15 protein-coding genes are annotated in these 16,116 nt (G+C 69.7%); 9 read left to right on the top strand and 6 right to left on the bottom strand.

Going from position 1 to position 16,116, the window contains the following annotated elements; genetic code table 11:
* Positions 1-123 precede the first annotated feature (123 nt).
* The 4 genes from hemE to E5P3_RS27015 all read right to left on the bottom strand — a co-directional run bounded on the left by hemE (position 124) and on the right by E5P3_RS27015 (position 5,048).
* Complete coding sequence (gene hemE, locus E5P3_RS27030) at positions 124-1,230, bottom strand: uroporphyrinogen decarboxylase (RefSeq protein ID WP_162588770.1); 1,107 nt, start codon at positions 1,228-1,230, stop codon at positions 124-126.
* A gap of 41 nt (positions 1,231-1,271) precedes the next feature.
* The gene (locus E5P3_RS27025) at positions 1,272-1,964 is read right to left on the bottom strand and encodes a thioredoxin family protein (RefSeq protein ID WP_162588769.1); all 693 of its coding nucleotides are present in this window, start codon (positions 1,962-1,964) and stop codon (positions 1,272-1,274) included.
* Between the two features lie 95 nt (positions 1,965-2,059).
* Complete coding sequence (locus tag E5P3_RS27020) at positions 2,060-4,255, bottom strand: protein-disulfide reductase DsbD family protein (protein ID WP_174263106.1); 2,196 nt, start codon at positions 4,253-4,255, stop codon at positions 2,060-2,062.
* 49 nt (positions 4,256-4,304) lie between these two features.
* On the bottom strand, positions 4,305-5,048 hold the full coding sequence (locus E5P3_RS27015) for an alanyl-tRNA editing protein (protein WP_162588768.1): 744 nt from the start codon (positions 5,046-5,048) through the stop codon (positions 4,305-4,307).
* A gap of 141 nt (positions 5,049-5,189) precedes the next feature.
* Between E5P3_RS27015 and E5P3_RS27010 the strand changes: the two genes are divergently transcribed.
* The 3 genes from E5P3_RS27010 to E5P3_RS27000 all read left to right on the top strand — a co-directional run bounded on the left by E5P3_RS27010 (position 5,190) and on the right by E5P3_RS27000 (position 7,554).
* Positions 5,190-6,536 (top strand): PQQ-dependent sugar dehydrogenase, encoded by a 1,347-nt coding sequence (locus E5P3_RS27010; RefSeq protein WP_162588767.1) that lies wholly within the window; start codon positions 5,190-5,192, stop codon positions 6,534-6,536.
* Positions 6,537-6,601: 65 nt separating this feature from the next.
* A complete protein-coding gene (locus tag E5P3_RS27005) occupies positions 6,602-6,739 on the top strand; it encodes a hypothetical protein (protein WP_162588766.1) in 138 nt (45 codons plus the stop codon).
* Entirely contained in the window at positions 6,736-7,554 is an 819-nt protein-coding gene (locus tag E5P3_RS27000) for a creatininase family protein (protein ID WP_162588765.1), read from the top strand. The genes E5P3_RS27005 and E5P3_RS27000 overlap by 4 nt, the downstream gene beginning before the upstream one ends.
* Positions 7,555-7,565: 11 nt before the next feature.
* Here the strand turns inward: E5P3_RS27000 and E5P3_RS26995 are convergent, their stop codons facing one another.
* Positions 7,566-8,195, bottom strand: coding sequence for a YbhB/YbcL family Raf kinase inhibitor-like protein (locus tag E5P3_RS26995; RefSeq protein ID WP_162588764.1), 630 nt, complete (start codon positions 8,193-8,195; stop codon positions 7,566-7,568).
* 128 nt (positions 8,196-8,323) lie between these two features.
* On the opposite strand from E5P3_RS26995, the gene E5P3_RS26990 reads away from it, so the two are divergent.
* From E5P3_RS26990 to cutA, 3 genes are read left to right on the top strand one after another with little or no spacing between them, the layout of a single operon-like run.
* Positions 8,324-8,569 carry a GlsB/YeaQ/YmgE family stress response membrane protein gene (locus tag E5P3_RS26990; RefSeq protein ID WP_162588763.1) on the top strand — a complete coding sequence of 82 codons (246 nt, stop codon included), beginning with the start codon at positions 8,324-8,326 and terminating at the stop codon, positions 8,567-8,569.
* Positions 8,570-8,592: 23 nt separating this feature from the next.
* Complete coding sequence (locus E5P3_RS26985; protein WP_162588762.1) at positions 8,593-8,925, top strand: hypothetical protein; 333 nt, start codon at positions 8,593-8,595, stop codon at positions 8,923-8,925.
* 16 nt (positions 8,926-8,941) lie between these two features.
* On the top strand, positions 8,942-9,274 hold the full coding sequence (gene cutA, locus E5P3_RS26980; protein WP_162588761.1) for a divalent-cation tolerance protein CutA: 333 nt from the start codon (positions 8,942-8,944) through the stop codon (positions 9,272-9,274).
* On the opposite strand, the gene E5P3_RS26975 is transcribed toward cutA, so the two are convergent.
* Complete coding sequence (locus E5P3_RS26975; RefSeq protein WP_162588760.1) at positions 9,265-9,939, bottom strand: histidine phosphatase family protein; 675 nt, start codon at positions 9,937-9,939, stop codon at positions 9,265-9,267. The two genes, cutA and E5P3_RS26975, sit on opposite strands and share 10 nt — an antisense overlap.
* A gap of 222 nt (positions 9,940-10,161) precedes the next feature.
* Between E5P3_RS26975 and E5P3_RS26970 the strand changes: the two genes are divergently transcribed.
* The 3 genes from E5P3_RS26970 (at position 10,162) to E5P3_RS26960 (ending at position 16,115) form a co-directional block, all read left to right on the top strand.
* Positions 10,162-14,178: an autotransporter outer membrane beta-barrel domain-containing protein gene (locus E5P3_RS26970; RefSeq protein ID WP_162588759.1), complete on the top strand. Its 4,017-nt coding sequence runs from the start codon at positions 10,162-10,164 to the stop codon at positions 14,176-14,178.
* A gap of 52 nt (positions 14,179-14,230) precedes the next feature.
* Entirely contained in the window at positions 14,231-14,875 is a 645-nt protein-coding gene (locus E5P3_RS26965; RefSeq protein WP_174263105.1) for a dioxygenase family protein, read from the top strand.
* Between the two features lie 97 nt (positions 14,876-14,972).
* A complete protein-coding gene (locus tag E5P3_RS26960) occupies positions 14,973-16,115 on the top strand; it encodes a JmjC domain-containing protein (protein WP_232073329.1) in 1,143 nt (380 codons plus the stop codon).
* Position 16,116 lies beyond the last annotated feature (1 nt).

The following is a 16,116-nucleotide window of genomic DNA, read 5'->3' as shown; positions in this document are numbered from 1 at the left end:
AGGGCTCGGATGTTTTTGCGCACCGCAACAAGTGATTTGTGCATAAGTCAGTCCGTCCTCACCATTTCCGGACTTGACAAACGCTCGATGCGCGATCTCAGGTACTTACAAGGCATAACGGCCTCAGGCGCCACGCAGGGCGCGGGACTGCGCGTGGACCGCAGCCACCAGCGCCGCCACATGGTCGGGCGGGGTGAACTGGCTGATCCCGTGGCCCAGGTTGAAGATGTGGGTCGGGCCGTGGCAGGCGTGGTCGGTGTGCGGCTGTCCGAAGGCCTGCAGCACCTTCGCGACCTCGGCCTCGATGCGCGCAGGGGGGGCGAACAGCACGTTCGGATCGATGTTGCCCTGCAGCGCCTTGGCGCCGGAGCCCTCGCCGACCAGCGCGCGCGCGCGTGCCAGGCTGACGGTCCAGTCCAGCCCCAGCACCTCGCAGTCCAGCGCGCGCATCTCCTCCAGCCAGAGCCCGCCACCCTTGGTGAAGACGATGCGCGGCACGGGCTGGCCGTCCGCGCCCTGGCGCCGCAGTTGCGACAGCACGCGGGCCGTGTAGGCCAGGCTGAAGTCCTGGAACGCGCCGTCCGCCAGCACGCCGCCCCAGCTGTCGAAGACCATGACGGCCTGGGCGCCGGCGTCGATCTGCGCGTTGAGGTACGCCGCCACCGCATCGGCATTGACGCAGAGCAGGCGGTGCAGGAGGTCCGGGCGGCTGTAGAGCAGGGTCTTGACGAGGCGGTAGTCGCTCGAGCCGGCGCCCTCGACCATGTAGCAGGCCAGGGTCCAGGGGCTGCCGGAGAAGCCGATCAGCGGGACGCTGCCATCGAGGGCGCGGCGGATCGAGGCGACGGCGTCGAAGACATAGCGCAGCTTCTCCATGTCCGGCACCTCGAGCGCGCCAATGGCGGCTTCGTCGCGCACCGGCCGCGCAAAGCGCGGGCCCTCGCCGGCCTCGAAGGACAGGCCCAGGCCCATTGCGTCCGGCACCGTGAGGATGTCCGAGAACAGGATGGCGGCATCGAGCGGATAGCGCGCGAGCGGCTGCAGGGTGACTTCGGTGGCGTAGTCCACATTCGTGGCCAGCCCCATGAAGCTGCCGGCGCGCGCCCTCGTCGCCACGTATTCCGGCAGGTAGCGCCCGGCCTGGCGCATGAGCCAGACGGGCGTGTGATCGGTGGCCTGCCGCCAGCAGGCGCGCAGGAAAGTGTCGTTCTTCAGGGGGGCGAAAGGCATCCCGCGATTGTCGCAGGGGCCTTCGCCGCGTTCACACCTTCTCAGGCCTTGTACTTGATCGAGCAGCCGTAGGGCTTGGTCGCCGCCGCGCTGATCGGCTTGCCGCCGAAGGCCTCGCCGAGGGCCTGGTTCACGTAATTGGTGGCGGTCTTGATGTCCTCGACGCGGGACGAGGCGATGCTGTCGATGCCGCCGGCATACACCAGCACGCCTTTGGGATCGATGATGTAGAGGTGCGGCGTGGTGCGCGCGGCGTAGGCGCGCCCGATCACCCCATCCTCGTCCATCAGCACGGCGGTGGGGGCGCCGGACTGCTCCTTCATCCAGGCCTCGAGGGCGGCGGGTTTGAGGTAGTCGCTGGCGGCGCGCTCGGTCGAGTTGACGGCCAGCCAGACCACGCCTTTCTCGGTTGCTGCCTTCTGGGTGGCGGGCATGTTGCCGCTGCCGTAGTGCTTGCGCACGAAGGGGCAGCCCGGGTTGGTCCATTCGAGCACCACGAACTTGCCGGCGAAATCGGACAGGCGGTGCTGCTTGCCGGCGGTGTCGACGGCGACGAAATCGGGCGCCTTCTGGCCCACGGCCGGCGCGGCCACCGCATTCGAGCCCATCAGGAAGGTGGCGCCGAGGGCCACGGCGGCGGCCATCACGGCGCGGCGGGAAGCACGGCTCAAGGCGGCGCGCGCCTGGCGCGCCGCGCGGGCGGAACGCGAGTCGGCGGTTGACGATGAGGACATGGTCAGCTTGAACTCCAGTTTTGCAAAATATCAACGATCACGACAGCTTAGGACGCTTTCCTCACCTACCTGTGACAACCCGTAGAGGGGCAGGGTCAAAGTCGTGCGAGCGCGCCGCGGACCTCTTCTTTGCTAAGGATCTCGGTGAGCACGACCGGCGTGCGGCCCGGCGCCATGAGCACATAGGCCGGGACGCCGCTTCGGCCCAGCGCCGCCAGCGCGGCGGTGATCTCGGGGTCGCGGCGGGTCCAGTCGGCCCGCAGCATGGCCACCTTCCTGGCATCGAACTCGGCCAGCAGCGCGGCATCGGCCAGCGTGCTGCGCTTGTTGTACTGGCAGGTGACGCACCAGGCGGCGGTGAAGTCGACGAACACCGGGCGGCCTTCGGCCGCGAGCTCGCTCACGCGGGCGGGTGACCAGGGCTGCCAGCGCTCGCCGGCAGAGGCGGCCACCGCAGGCGCCGCATTGCGCACGACGTTTCCGCCGATCGTGCCGGCCAGCACCGCGGTGACGGCGATCAGCAGGCTGGCCACCACGAGACGGGTGCGCCCTCGCAGGGTAAGCGCCCAGACGACCGCCGCCAGGCACACCAGCAGGCCCAGGAGCGCACCCGCGCCGTCGATGCCGCTTTGCTGGCCCAGCACCCAGACCAGCCAGGCGACCGTGGCGAAGATCGGAAAAGCCAGCAGCCGGCGCAGGATGTTCATCCACGGGCCCGGCTTCGGCAGCAGGCGCGCCACGCCCGGCACGAAGCCGGCGGCCAGGTAGGGCAGGGCCAACCCGAAGCCGAGTGCCGCGAAGATCAGCAGGGCCTGCGTGGCCGGCAGCCCGATGGTGAAGCCCATCGAGGCGCCCATGAAGGGTGCGGTGCAGGGCGAGGCGATCACCACCGCCAGCACCCCGGACAGGAAATCGTTGGCCACCGGATGCCGGACCTGTGCGCTGCACACCGAGGACGGCGCGAGCATCCGGAACTCGAAGAGCCCGGCCAGGTTGAGTCCGATCAGCGTGAAGAGGCCCGCCAGCGCCGCCACCACTGCCGGCGACTGCAGCTGGAAGCCCCAACCCAGTTCCGCGCCCGCCGCCCGCAGCGCGAGCATCGCGGCGCCGAGCGCGAGGAAGGACAGCATCACCCCGGCGGTATAGGCCACGGCGGCAGTCCGGTGACCCGCATGGTCGTCGGCGCGGCGCGTGAAGCCCAGCACCTTGATGGCCAGCACCGGGAAGACGCAGGGCATCAGGTTGAGCAGCAGGCCGCCGAGGAAGGCGCCCAGCAGCGCTGCGATGAAGCTGCCGGTGGGTCGCGGCAACGGAGGCGCCGCATTGGCTGCCAGCGCAGCCTTCAGGCCCGGCGACACCTCGGCGCGCGGGGCGGCGGCCGGCCAGGTGCCGCTGACCGGCGCCTCGGCGCGCCAGGCGACCGGCTGGCCGGCCTGGCGGTCGGCCTCGGCCAGTGCGACCACCACCGGCATCGTGTCGGGGCTGGCACTGCGCTGCTCGGCGAGGGGGACGCTGGCGGTCCAGGTGTCGCCGTCCCAGGCCTGCGTCCAGTCCTTGCCGAGGACGGCCGCGGTGTGGATCACCTCGCCGGTCTCGGGGAACAACTCCAGGGTCTTGCCGCGCGCGGCGGCAGGCAGGCCTTGGAGCCGGACCTGCAGCTTCTGGCCCTCGACGGCGATCGATCCGGGCTTGGCAAGGGGCGCCGGGCGGGCGGCCAGCGCCGCGTCGAAGGCGTTCTGATTCACCGCCGTTGAGCCCTGGACGGGCAGCCTGAGCAGGAACTCGCCGTCCTCGGGAATGCATTCCTTGCGGCACACCAGCCAGGTGGCCTTGAGCTTGATGTCCACCACGTCGGCGCCGGCGAGGCCGGCCGGCGGCTTGAAGTCGGGCGCCACGGTGAGCGGCACCGGCAGCAGCACGGTGCCCTCGTAGCCATAGTTGGCCAGGGTGCCGATGGGGATCTTCTTCGGCACCGGCCAGGCGATTTCGCCCGCCGACACGCCGGCCGGGAGCGACCAGGCCAGCTCGGTCGGGAGGCCGGAATCGCCGGCGTTCTTCCAGTAGGTGTGCCACTCGGGCTGGTGCGCGATCTGCAGCCCGACCCAGACCGGCGCGCCGGCGGAGACGCCCTGCGGCGCGTGGGCGACCAGCTCCGCACGCACATGGGGGGTGGTGACGACGGGCCCGATGCGGGAATTCAGCTGGGCCGCTGCCGGCAGGCTGGCGGCGGCGGTGGCGGCGGCCAGGAAGGCCGCGCGGCGGAGAAAGGAGAAGAGAGAGGAGAGGGCCATGCCGGTCAGTCGGAGCGTGCGTGCGGAGTGAAGTTCCGTCTTCGCCGCGTCAGACGGCCCACCCCAGCACCACCCGGCGCGTATTGGCGCTCTTCTTCTCGATCTTGGTGACGACCACGGCGCCGATCTCGCGGGTGTTGGCCACATGGGTTCCCCCGCAGGGCTGGAAATCGATCGGCTCGGCTTCGCCGATCCGGATCGTGCGCACGGTGCCGGTGCCGCGAGGCGGCTGCACGCTCATGCTCTTGACCAGGGCGGGATTGGCGTCGAGCTCCGCATCGGTGATCGCACCGATGGCCAGGGGGTGCCCGGCGGCCACCAGCCGCGCCAGGCCGATGCTGAGCGCCTCCTTGTCCAGTGGATCGGTCAGGTGGAAATCCAGGCGCGCGTACTCGGGCGTGATGGAGCAGCCGTCGACCGGATGGGGCACGAGGTGGCACAGCAGGTGGGTCGCGGTATGGAAGCGCATCAGCTTGTGGCGGCGCTCCCAGTCGATGCGGGCGGTCACCGCCGCGCCGGCGCTGAACGCGGCCAGCACCTCGGCCTGGTCCGGCGCCGGAACGTGGACGATCTCGTTCGTCGGCCGGCCCTCGGCATCCTTGGCCTTTCGGGTGTCGGCGATCGCCAGGGCGCGCCCGTCGCTCAGCACCAGGTGGCCGCTGTCGCCGGCCTGTCCGCCGCCCAGCGGGTAGAACACCGTGCGGTCGAGCACGATGCCGGCCTCGTCGACGCGCAAGGTGCGGGAATCGCACTCGCGCAGGTAGGCATCGGATCGGAACAGGTCGTCGGTCATTGCCCGATGGTAGCGGCGGCACCGCGCCGGGGTGCGCCCACGCCCGAAAGCGCCCACAGCCGACAGTTCCCGGCGGTTGCGGGCGGGATCATGCAGCAAAGCGCCGCAGGCCTTGCGGCCGCGGATGAAGGATTTCTGCCCATGAAGCGTTCGAGTCACTTTCCCGCAGCCGTTGCCATGCTCGCAGCGGCCCTTCTGCTGGCGGCCTGCGGCGAGACCGCCAAGCTGCCGCCCCAGGCCGGCATCGGCCCCACGCCGCAACTGCCCGCGCCCAACAAGACGCTGATACCGACCGTCCACATCGCCCCCGCCGTCGGCTGGACCGACACGACCGGGCCGAAGGCGCCCGACGGCTTCGTCGTGACGGCACTGGCCCGGGGCCTTGACCATCCGCGCTGGGTCTACACGCTGCCCAACGGCGACGTGCTGGCGGTCGAGAGCAACAAGCCGCCCAAGCCCGAGGGCGCGAAGACGGGCGGCGGCGGTGCGGTCGGCTGGATCAAGTCGCGCGTCATGGGCCTGGTGCAGAAGCGCGCTGGCGCCGCCGTGCCGAGCCCCGATCGCATCACCCTGCTGCGCGACGCGAACGGCGACGGCACCGCCGAGGTGCGCCAGGTGTTCATGCAGAACCTCCACTCTCCCTTCGGCGTCGCATTGGTCGGCAACGAGCTCTTCATCGCCAATGCCGATGCGCTGGTCAAGGTGCCCTATGCCGAGGGCCAGACGGCGATCACCGCGACGCCGACGAAGGTGACTGATCTGCCGGCCGGCATCAACCACCACTGGACCAAGAACGTGATCGCCAATCGAGACGGGAGCAAGCTCTACGTCACGGTGGGCTCCAACAGCAACGTCGGCGAGAACGGCCTGGAGGCCGAGGAAGGCCGAGCGGCCATCTGGGAGGTCGACGTCAAGACCGGCGCCAAGCGCCTGTTCGCCAGCGGCCTGCGCAATCCCAACGGCCTGGGGTGGGAGCCCAGCTCGCAAGCCCTCTGGACCGTGGTCAACGAGCGCGACGAGATCGGCAGCGACCTGGTGCCGGACTACCTGACTTCGGTGAAGGACGGCGCGTTCTACGGCTGGCCCTGGAGCTACTACGGCAGCCATGTGGACGCCCGCGTCGAGCCTCCTCGCCCGGACATGGTGGCCAAGGCGGTGGTGCCAGACTATGCGCTCGGCTCGCACGTGGCGCCGCTGGGGCTGGCGTTCTCGGATGGTCGCGGCATGCCGCCCGAATTCGCCAGCGGCGTGTTCATCGGCGAGCACGGCTCGTGGAACCGCAAGCCGCTCTCGGGGTACAAGGTGGTGTTCGTGCCCTTCGCCGGGGGCCGGCCGAGCGGGCCGCCGGTGGACTTCCTGACCGGCTTCCTCAACGCGGACGAGAAGGCCCAGGGACGCCCCGTCGGCGTCGCACTGGACAAGAGCGGCGCGCTGCTGGTGGCCGACGACGTGGGCAACACGGTCTGGCGCGTGGCGCGCGCCCGGTAGCGGGACCGACGTCAGAAGCCTGCCAGCACGACCTTGCCCTGCGCCCTGCCGCTTTCGATCAGCGCATGGGCCTTGCGCAGGTTGGCGGCGTTGATCGTGCCGAAGCTCGCGTCGTGCCGGCGCGGGTGCGGGCGCTGGTCGAGTTCCTGGCCGCCAAGTTCGCGGCCCTGCCGCCGGCCACCGGCCCTAAGATCGCCGGATGACCCTTCCTCGCAGCCGCTTCTGGTCCCAGCTCACCACCCGCGACTTCGCCGCGCTCGATCCGGCCGCGACGGTCGCCGTGCTGCCGCTGGGCGCGACAGAGCAGCATGGCCCGCACCTGCCGCTGGGTGTGGATTCGACGCTGGTCGACGGCATCGTCGCCGAAGCACTGCCGCTGCTGCCGGCCGCGCTGCCGGTGCTCTTCCTGCCCACCCAGGCGATCGGGCTGAGCCCCGAGCACGCCAGCTTCCCGGGTACGCTGACCTTGTCGGCCGAGACCCTGATCCGGCTCTGGCGCGAGATCGGCGCCGGCGTGGCGCGCTCGGGCGTGCGCAAGCTGGTCTTCTTCAATGCCCATGGCGGGCACACCGGCGCGATGGAAATCGCGGCGCGCGAGCTGCGTGCGGCGCACGGGCTGATCGTCTACAGCGTGAGCTGGTTCAACCTGCCGCTGGGCGAGGCGGGCGCGAAGTTCAGCGCGCAGGAGCATCGCTTCGGCGTGCACGCGGGCGAGATCGAGACCTCGATGATGCTGGCGCTGGCGCCGGCGCAGGTGGACATGCAGGCCGCGCGCGATTTCGACTCGAGCTCGCGCCAGCGGGCAGCGGACTACCCGTTGCTCGGCGACGGCAAGAGCGCCAGGCTCGGCTGGGCCATGGAGGACTACAACCCCGAGGGCGCGGCGGGCAATGCGGCTGCCGCCGGCGCGGAAAAGGGCCGGGCTGTGGTCGAGGCGGCGGCGCGCCAGCTCGCCGCGCTGCTGGCCGAGGTCTCGCGCCTGCCGCTCGCGACCGTGCACACCGGGCCGCTGCCCTGACGTGAATGGCCTCAGCCGGCAACCGCCGGTCCGCCGGGCGCGGTGTCCTCGATCCTGATCGTGCCGTCTGGCCGTTCGCAGGTGCCTATGAGCAAGCCGCTGGCGATGGCGTGGGCGCGCAGCTGCTCCAGCACCTCCTCCCGGCCGGGCGTGGCCGAGAAGTCGGGCGTGCTGTCCAGCGCGAAGAGCTGGAAGGCGTAGCGGTGCACCCCGTGTCCGGGTGGCGGGTCGGGCGGCAGCCAGGCGGCCTGCAGATACGAATTGCGCCCGACATGGAGGCCGGTGCCGGCGTTGTCGGCGCTGGGGAACGCGGCCTCCTGCAGGCTGCCGTCTTCCGCGGGCAGGCCGACCGCAATGGCATGGACCAGCGGATGGGGCGTGGGCGAGTCGGCATCCTCCGCCATCAGCACCAGCGATGCCGAGCCGGCCGGCACCCCGGTCCATTGCAGCGGCGGCGACAGGCCTTCGCCATCGGCCGTGTAACGCGGCGGCAGCGGCGCATGGTCGGCGAAGGCCAGGCTGGCCAGTTGGATCGAAGCCATGCCCTGGCGCAGGCCGATGGTGTTGAAGGCGATCTCGTCGAGGCCGGCACGCACGCCGTGCAGGGCCAGGCCGATGGCGTCAGGAAGCTTCTCGAGCATGCCCGCTGGTATAGCGCGCGACCCGGTGGGGGCGTGTAGGACACGAGAGCGGCACGGTGCTCCGCTATCATGAATCGGGCCCCACCGCCGGCGGCAGGAGCCTCCTCTCCTCCACAACAAGGAAGCGTATGAGCATCGTCTGGACCATTCTGATCGGCTTCGTCGCGGGCCTGGTAGCGCGCGCCATCAAACCGGGCAACGACTCGGCCGGCTTCATCGTCACCACCTTGATCGGCATCGCCGGCTCGCTGATCGCGACCTATCTGGGCCAGGCCATGGGCTGGTACCGGGCGGGGGAGGGGGCCGGCTTCATCGCCTCGGTGGTCGGCGCGATCGTGCTGCTCTTCATCTGGGCCCTTCTCAAGCGCAAGTAAGTAAACCGGGCAGCGGGGCGGCAATGGGCCGTCGATCCAGGGGGCATCACCATGTCTACGTCGTCGAGCTCGACGACCGGGTCTGGAACATCGCCCGCTTCCGGCGCGCCAATCCCGACTACCGTCTCGGCCAGCCCTTCGTCTACGTGGGCATGACGGGGCTGGATCCCGACGTACGCTTCGACAAGCACAAGGCCGGCATCCAGGCCAACGCCTTCGTGCGTGACTATGGCCTCAGGCTGCTGCCGGCGCTCTACGCGGTCTACAACCCGATGCCCTACGAGGCAGCGCGCGAGATGGAAGTCGAGCTGGGCATTGCGCTGCGCGAAGCCGGCTACGGCGTGTGGCAGGCCTGAACCTTCGGAGACGCTCATGGACAACCCAGCCTGCATCGTGATGACCGCCGCCAGCACCGAGGACGAGGCCGAGGCGCTGGCCGCCGCCATCGTCGAGGCCCGGCTCGCCGCCTGCGTGCAGGTGCAGCGCGTGCGCAGCTTCTACATCTGGGAGGAGACACTGCACCGCGAGCCCGAATGGGTGCTGCTGATCAAGACGCTGGCCGCTCGCTATCCGGCGCTCGAAGCCTTCATCCGAGAGCGCCATAGCTACGAGACGCCGGAGATCGTTCAGGTGCCGATGACGGCCGGCTCGCCCGATTACCTGCGCTGGCTGGCCGCCGGCAGCACCGGCCTCGATCAGGCGTAGGTCACCCAGTCTTCGTAGGCCGGGCCGTCGAGGTGCGGCAGCGTGTTGTAGGTCACCAGCATGTGGCGCTTGGGCGTGAAGGCGAACTCGGTGACGGCCGTGTTGCGGATGCGCAGGTTCAGCTCGATCGTAGTCTCGGGGCTGGTGCCCAGCACGTGGCCCACCGCGGTGCTGATCGGCCCGCCGCTGGAGACCACCAGCACGCGCGCGCGATGGTGCTTGTCGCGCACATGGTCGAGCGCGGTGGTCACGCCGGCCAGGAAGTCGATGTAGCTCGGCATGCCTGCGGGCGTGGTGCGCCCCTGCATCCACGCACCCAGTCCCTCGCGCAGCAGCCGGAAGTGGTGGCGGTACAGCTCCGGCGTGTCCGGGCGCTGCAGCTTCCCGGGATGGATGGTCGCGATGACGGCCTCGGCGTCGTACTCGTTGAGCCCGGGCCAGGGCAGCACGTCATCGCGCGAAAGGCCGAGCCCCTCGGCAATCCCCTCCCAGGTCTGGCGATGGCGGTCCAGCGTGCCGGTGATGACGGCGTCGAACTGCATGCCGCGCTCGCGCCAGTACTCGCCCAGCCGCCGCGACTGCCGGCGGCCAAGGTCGCTGAGCTGGTCGTAGTTCTCCGCACCAAAGCTGGCTTGGCCATGACGAACGAGATAGAGCTGTCCCATGGGCGGGATTCTGCCGCGCAGGGTCCGGCCTGACGGTCACAGCCGTGACCTGTCGCTTCCAGGCATCGCCGACCCTTTCTGCGTGAAATAAGCAACGATCTTTGTAAGCGAATGAATTACTAAGTTCTCATTGTGTAAGAATGCAAACTTTCGTAGACAGTGCGACGGTTCTCCTACGCCGCAATGCCGCTTCATCCACCGGAGAGAGGGACAGCACAGAACATGAACAAGACATATCGGAGCGTCTGGAACCACGCGCTCGGCGCATGGGTCGCGGTGTCGGAGCTCACGGCGGCGCGCGGCAAGCGCTCCGGCGGCCTGGCTACCGCGCTCGTGGCGGCGGGCCTGAGCGTGATGGCAGCAACCGCTGCCGCCCAGACGGTCGACTACAACGATGGCGACAACCTACCGGGTCCCATCGACACTACGCCGTCCGACGTGAGCCTCAACAGCCTGGGCACGGGCACGGCAACGCAAAGCGGTGTCATCAGCGGCACCAACGGCATCATCAAGACGGGTCCCGGCACCATCGTGCTGGACGCTGCCAACATCTACCAGGGCACCACCAGAATCAATGCCGGCGCATTGCAGGTGAGTGCGGACGGCAACCTGGGGGCGGCCGGTAGCGGCATCGTGCTCGATGGCGGCACGCTGCGCCTGGGTTCCGACAACTTCGCCAGCGGTCGCGCCGTCACGCTTGGCGTGGCGGGTGGCACGGTCGACGTGGCCGGCACCAAGGGCGGCCTGCTGACAGGCCAGATCACGGGTTCCGGGGTGCTTACGCTGCGCAATACCGGCACGAACGCGCTGGGCAACGAGGACCGGCGCCTGACCATCGACAACCCCGCCAACAACTACACCGGCGGCACCGTGCTGCAGGGGAACGGCACCGCCGGGCGGCTGAACGTCTGGACCACCACGGCGGGTGCTTTCAGCAGCGGCCCGGTCACCATCCTCGAGAATGCCGAGCTTCGCTTCAACGGCGCCGGCGCGAACGCCGGAGCGCTGACCGTCAACGTCACCGCGGCGAACACGGACGTCAACGGCAGCAACAGCGGCCTGCAGTTCCAGTTCGGCGCTGGCGCCGGGACTTCCACCGTCAACCTCGGCGCCCCGGGCACCTACGTGCTCTTCGGAGCCGGGGGGGCCAGCGCGGAGTCGGCCACCATCAACAACACCGGTGGGCGGGTGATCTTCCAGGAAACCAGCACCGGCGGCAGCGCGACCATCAACAACAACGGCGGCGTGGTCCAGGTCTCGAACACGGCAACGCTGGCTGGGGCCACGGTGGTCAACGAAAACGACACCATCAACGGCCGCACGGGTCAGGTCTACATCAACGGGATGACGCCCGGAACCAACGCGGCGATCGGCTCGCTGTCGGGATCGGGCAATGTCGTGCTCGGCGACGCCACGCTGGAAGTGGGCGCGCTCGGCCAGAACGACATCATCAGCGGCGTGATTGCGGGCACCGGCCCGGGAGTTCAGGACAAGAACGGCGCGAACTACGTCAATTCGGTCCTGCTCGGCACCGGTACGGTGGTGAAGGTCGGCGCCGGCACGCTGACCCTGACCGGCGACAACACCTACACCGGCGGAACCACCATCAGCGGCGGTGCGCTCCAGTTGGGCAACGGAACAGCGAGCGGCAGCGTGGTGGGCGCGATCACCAACAACGCGTCGCTGATCGTCAACCGTTCGGACAACTACACCCTGGCCAATGCGATCACCGGCACCGGTACGCTGACGCAGGCCGGCGCCGGCACCACCACCGTCACAGGGGCCAACAACTACAGCGGCGGCACGATCCTGAATGCGGGGGGGCTGAGCATCGGCAGCGCCGGGGTGCTCGGCACCGGGCCGATCACCCTGAACGCCGGCACCTTCATCACGAGCAGCCCGCTGTCGATGAGCAACGCGGTCGCGATCGGGGGCAACGTCAACCTCGCGACCAGCGGAACTCTCGCCCTGGCGGGGCCGGTCACGCTGGCGGCCGATGCCACGCTGACGCAAACCAGCACCGCCGGCATCGTCAGCTTCGATGGAGGGATCGGCGGCAGCCACGGCATCACCCTGGATGCGACGGCGCCATGGGGCGGGTTCAGCTTCACGACGCCCAACAACTACACCGGCACCACCACCGTCCAGGGCAACGTCCAGCTGGCATTGACCGCCACGGGCAATGTTCCTGGTGACCTGGTGGTCAATCCCGGCGGCGCGGTGGTGGCGGAGGGCAGCGGCCACTTCGCCTCGACCGCGAACCTGACCGTCAACTCCACCGGCAGCACCGTGCCTGCGCAGGTGTCGGGCCTGGAGCTCGTCAACGCCGTCCAGACGGTCGCGCAACTGAACGGCAATGGCACCGTGGGCCTGAACGGCTCGGAGCTCACGGTCGGCGCGGGCGCGTTCACCGGCGCCATCTCGAATGGCGTGGTCGCGCCGGTCAATCCCGGCTCGCTGGTCAAGGCGGGCGCCGGCACGCTGACCCTGTCGGGCGCCAACACCTACACCGGCAGCACCACCGTGGCCGGCGGCACGCTGCGCGCCGGCACGGCCAACACCTTGAGCGCCGCCTCGGCGCACAGCGTGGCCGCGGGCGCCACCCTCGATTTGGCGGGCTTCAGCCAGAGCATGGCCTCGCTCAACAACAGCGGCACCGTCTCGCTGGCCGGCGCCACGGCGGGCACCACGCTCACGGTCAACGGCCCCTATGTCGGCAACAACGGCACGCTGCGCCTGGGCACCGTGCTCGGTGCCGCCGGACCTTCCGACCGCCTGGTGCTCGACGGCCCCACGGCGGTCGCCAGCGGCAGCACCACCCTGCAGATCACCAACCTCGGCGGCCTGGGCGGCCAGACCGCGGGCAACGGCATCGAAGTGATCACGGCACTGAACGGGGCCACCACCACGGCGCAGACCACCAAGAGCGCCTTCGCGCTCGGAGGCGCGGGCCACGTGGACGCGGGCGCTTTCGAGTACCGGCTGTATGCTGCCGATACGGTCGGCGCCGGCGAGAACTGGTACCTGCGTTCCCAGGTGATCCCGCCGCCTCCGCCCCCACCGCCTCCGCCCCCACCGCCTCCCGCGCCGCCGGCTCCACCTGCGCCGCCCGCTCCTCCGGCTCCTCCGGCTCCGCCGGCGCCACCCGCACCCCCGGCACCCCCGGCACCGGCACCGGCACCCGCACCAGGACCGGCACCCGCGCCTGCACCCGCACCCGCCCCCGCGCCGGTACCCGTCGCCGTGACGGCCTACCGCGCCGAGGCCTCGATGCTGTCCGCCCTGCCTGCGCAACTGCGCGGCGCCGACCGGGCGATGATCGGCAGCCTGCGCAGCCGCATGGGGGACGACGACGCCAGCGGCCGCGCGATGGCCAGCCTGACGCCGGTCGCCGGCGCGCTCTCGACCGAGCGCCGCGCCTGGGCCCGCGCGGTCTACAGCGACCTGGACATCCGCCAGTCGGGCCTGGTCACTCCCTCGACGCAGGGCCATGTCAGCGGCGTGCAGGCAGGGACCGATCTCTACGTCTCGCAGCTGGGTGACTGGCGCGCCGGCGTCTATGCCGGCACGCTCGACGGCAATGCCGACCTGAGCGGCTTCGCCAGCGGCCTCTACCGCGCCGTCGGCAGCACGGATCTGCGCGCGCGCTATCTGGGCGCCTACGCCAGCTATGCCAACGCCACCGGCTTCTATGTCGACACGGTGCTGCAGTACGGCTCGCAGCGCTACACGATCCGTCCGCTCGGCGGCTTCGCTGCGTCAGGCAAGGGGAACAGCCTCACCGCCTCGGTCGAGGTCGGCCAGGCCTTCGCGCTCGGCGGCAACTGGACCCTCGAGCCGCAGGCGCAGCTCAGCTATCGCCGGGCCAAGCTCGACGACCTGGCGATTTCCGGCGCACTCGTGCAACAGGACGACGCCAGCGGCTGGACGGCAGGCCTGGGCGTGCGCGTGAAGGGCGACTTCGCCACCTCGGCAGGCCGGCTGCAGCCCTATGGCCGCGTCGGTGTCATCCACGCCAACGACGCGGGCGACACGGCGCGCTTCATCAACGGCGGCTTCTCCACGCCCATCGCGAGCTCGAGCCGCTACACCTCCGTCGAGCTCGCCACGGGCGCGACGCTGACGCTGAGCAACACCGTGAGCCTCTACGGCGAGCTCGGCAAGGTCTTCAGCACCGGTGGCGATACCCGGGTGAAGTCCTCGATCCAGGGGGCGGTGGGCGTGCGCGTGCGCTGGTAGCAGGAAAAGATCGCGGCGGGAACTCGCGCGCGGCCGGCGGCTCCCACGGGCCATGGCTGCGCCGACCTCGCCCCACTCCCCTGGACTTCTTCCCCGCCGCGCGGTGGCCGCTGCCTTCGTCGCGGTGCCAGTGCTGTGGCTCGGCGCCCGCGCGCAGCCGCAGCCGGGGCGCATCGCCACGCCTTCGCAGACCGAGGGCCCGTTCTACCCGGTCAAGCTGCCGGCCGATGCCGACAACGACCTGCTGCGCAATGGCGCGCTCAGCTACCGCAGCGGCCAGTCGGCCTCGCTCGAGGGCAGCGTGACCGACCTCGACGGCCGCCCGCTGCGCGGCGCCCAGGTCGAGATCTGGCAGTGCGACCAGGGCGGCCACTACCACCATCCGGGCGACGGCAATCGTGCCGACGCCGCGTTCCAGGGCTTCGGCCGCGTGGCCGTCGATGCCGAGGGCCGCTGGCGCTTCCGCACGATCCGGCCGGTGGCGTACAGCGGCCGTACGCCCCACATCCACGTGAAGGTCAAACTGGGCGGACGTGAACTGCTGACCACACAGCTCTACGTGGCCGGCGATCCGGGCAATGCACGCGACTTCCTGTGGCGCAACCTGCCGGCGCCTGCGCGCGAGGCCGTGACCGTGCCCTTCGAGCGGACCTCGGACGGCTGGCAGGCGCGCTTTCCGATCGTGATCGCCTCCTGAGGCGAAAGCGCCTCCGCGCGGGCGTCATCGACGGGGCGAAGAAACCTGTGACATATGAAGGAGTAAGTAATACCATTTACTTAAGTTTGATGAGTCCTTGATCACCACGCGCCTCAGCTTGTTCATGGCGGAGGTCGCGTCGCAGAGAACGAGGTACCAGATGAACAAGTTCACGACCAGCGCCTTCCGTACTCGGAGTGCGCCGCACGCGATGTTGCATCCATCGCCACAGCGACCGGAGTTCCGCCCCCCTGATGAAGGGCGTGCAGGGGTCGTGAACACGCAAGACCAGATGGCTAGTGCCGGGCAAGGGTATCGGGTTTGGGCGGACGACCCCGGGAGCTTTTCGACGCACAAGATCACGGCCTTGCATCACAACCTTCACAAGCATCCGCTTTTCCAACTCGCCGAGCTCGCCAACTTGGCGAAGGAACTCGTGCCTTTCAAGCAGTGCCGGTTCATCAGGCCTGGCATCTCGCAGGCTTCCAGCTTCACACACGACAGCCAGCATCCCGATGGGCGGAGCATCGAGGAGGTGTTCGGGCGCATCGAGGAAGCGGGCTCGTGGGTCGCCCTGTACAACATCGAGGTCATTCCGCGCTACGCGGCCCTGCTCGCCAGCATCGTCGAGACGATGCGCCCCCATATCGAGCGCGAGCAGCCGGGCATCTTCAATATCAATGGCTTCGCGTTCATCTCGGCGCCGCCTTCGGTGACGCCATTCCACATCGATCGCGAGAACAACATCTGGCTGCAATTGCACGGTCGCAAGACCATGAACGTCTGGGACCACACGGATCGGGTCGTGGTCGCGGCCGACGCAGTCGAGGAGTTCATCGTCCGACATTCGTTGAGGAAGGTCCGCTTCAAGGAAGAGTTCCGCGCGCGCAGCCACCAGTTCGAGACCCAACCGGGAGATGCCGTCTATTTCCCCAGCACCTCGCCGCACATGACGAGTTCCGACCGCAGCTGGACACAGCCGGGAGACGGTGTGTCGATCTCGATCGGCGTGACCTTCTACACGTCGGTGACGCGCAGGATGGCGCGCGTCCATCAGGTCAACAGGCTCTTGCGCAAGGCGGGGATATCGCCGGCATTCCCCGGCGAATCGCCGACCGCGGACGCGCTCAAGGCTCCCATCGGCGGAATGGTCGGCATGGCCCGTGCCTCGCTCTCGCGCGCGATCGCTCCCTTGCGCCGCGTCAAGCTCGCCGCCACGGCGCCACCAGGTTCTTTCTAGC

It is taken from the genome of Variovorax sp. RA8 (genome assembly GCF_901827175.1).
Taxonomy (GTDB): domain Bacteria; phylum Pseudomonadota; class Gammaproteobacteria; order Burkholderiales; family Burkholderiaceae_C; genus Variovorax.
Note: the sequence above shows the minus strand (reverse complement) of the source record. Positions and strands in the feature narration are given on the sequence as shown.

Bases quoted from the DNA above. Each gene is read 5' to 3' on its own strand.
- E5P3_RS26995 (WP_162588764.1), bottom strand. From the start codon at position 8,195: ATGCTCGAGAAGCTTCCTGACGCCATCGGCCTGGCCCTGCACGGCGTG.
- E5P3_RS26965 (WP_174263105.1), top strand. From the start codon at position 14,231: ATGGCTGCGCCGACCTCGCCCCACTCCCCTGGACTTCTTCCCCGCCGC.
- E5P3_RS27015 (WP_162588768.1), bottom strand. From the start codon at position 5,048: ATGACCGACGACCTGTTCCGATCCGATGCCTACCTGCGCGAGTGCGAT.
- cutA (WP_162588761.1), top strand. From the start codon at position 8,942: ATGGACAACCCAGCCTGCATCGTGATGACCGCCGCCAGCACCGAGGAC.
- E5P3_RS26975 (WP_162588760.1), bottom strand. From the start codon at position 9,939: ATGGGACAGCTCTATCTCGTTCGTCATGGCCAAGCCAGCTTTGGTGCG.
- E5P3_RS26970 (WP_162588759.1), top strand. From the start codon at position 10,162: ATGAACAAGACATATCGGAGCGTCTGGAACCACGCGCTCGGCGCATGG.
- E5P3_RS27010 (WP_162588767.1), top strand. From the start codon at position 5,190: ATGAAGCGTTCGAGTCACTTTCCCGCAGCCGTTGCCATGCTCGCAGCG.
- E5P3_RS27025 (WP_162588769.1), bottom strand. From the start codon at position 1,964: ATGTCCTCATCGTCAACCGCCGACTCGCGTTCCGCCCGCGCGGCGCGC.
- E5P3_RS26985 (WP_162588762.1), top strand. From the start codon at position 8,593: ATGGGCCGTCGATCCAGGGGGCATCACCATGTCTACGTCGTCGAGCTC.
- E5P3_RS27005 (WP_162588766.1), top strand. From the start codon at position 6,602: ATGGGCCTTGCGCAGGTTGGCGGCGTTGATCGTGCCGAAGCTCGCGTC.
- E5P3_RS26990 (WP_162588763.1), top strand. From the start codon at position 8,324: ATGAGCATCGTCTGGACCATTCTGATCGGCTTCGTCGCGGGCCTGGTA.
- E5P3_RS27000 (WP_162588765.1), top strand. From the start codon at position 6,736: ATGACCCTTCCTCGCAGCCGCTTCTGGTCCCAGCTCACCACCCGCGAC.
- hemE (WP_162588770.1), bottom strand. From the start codon at position 1,230: ATGCCTTTCGCCCCCCTGAAGAACGACACTTTCCTGCGCGCCTGCTGG.
- E5P3_RS27020 (WP_174263106.1), bottom strand. From the start codon at position 4,255: ATGGCCCTCTCCTCTCTCTTCTCCTTTCTCCGCCGCGCGGCCTTCCTG.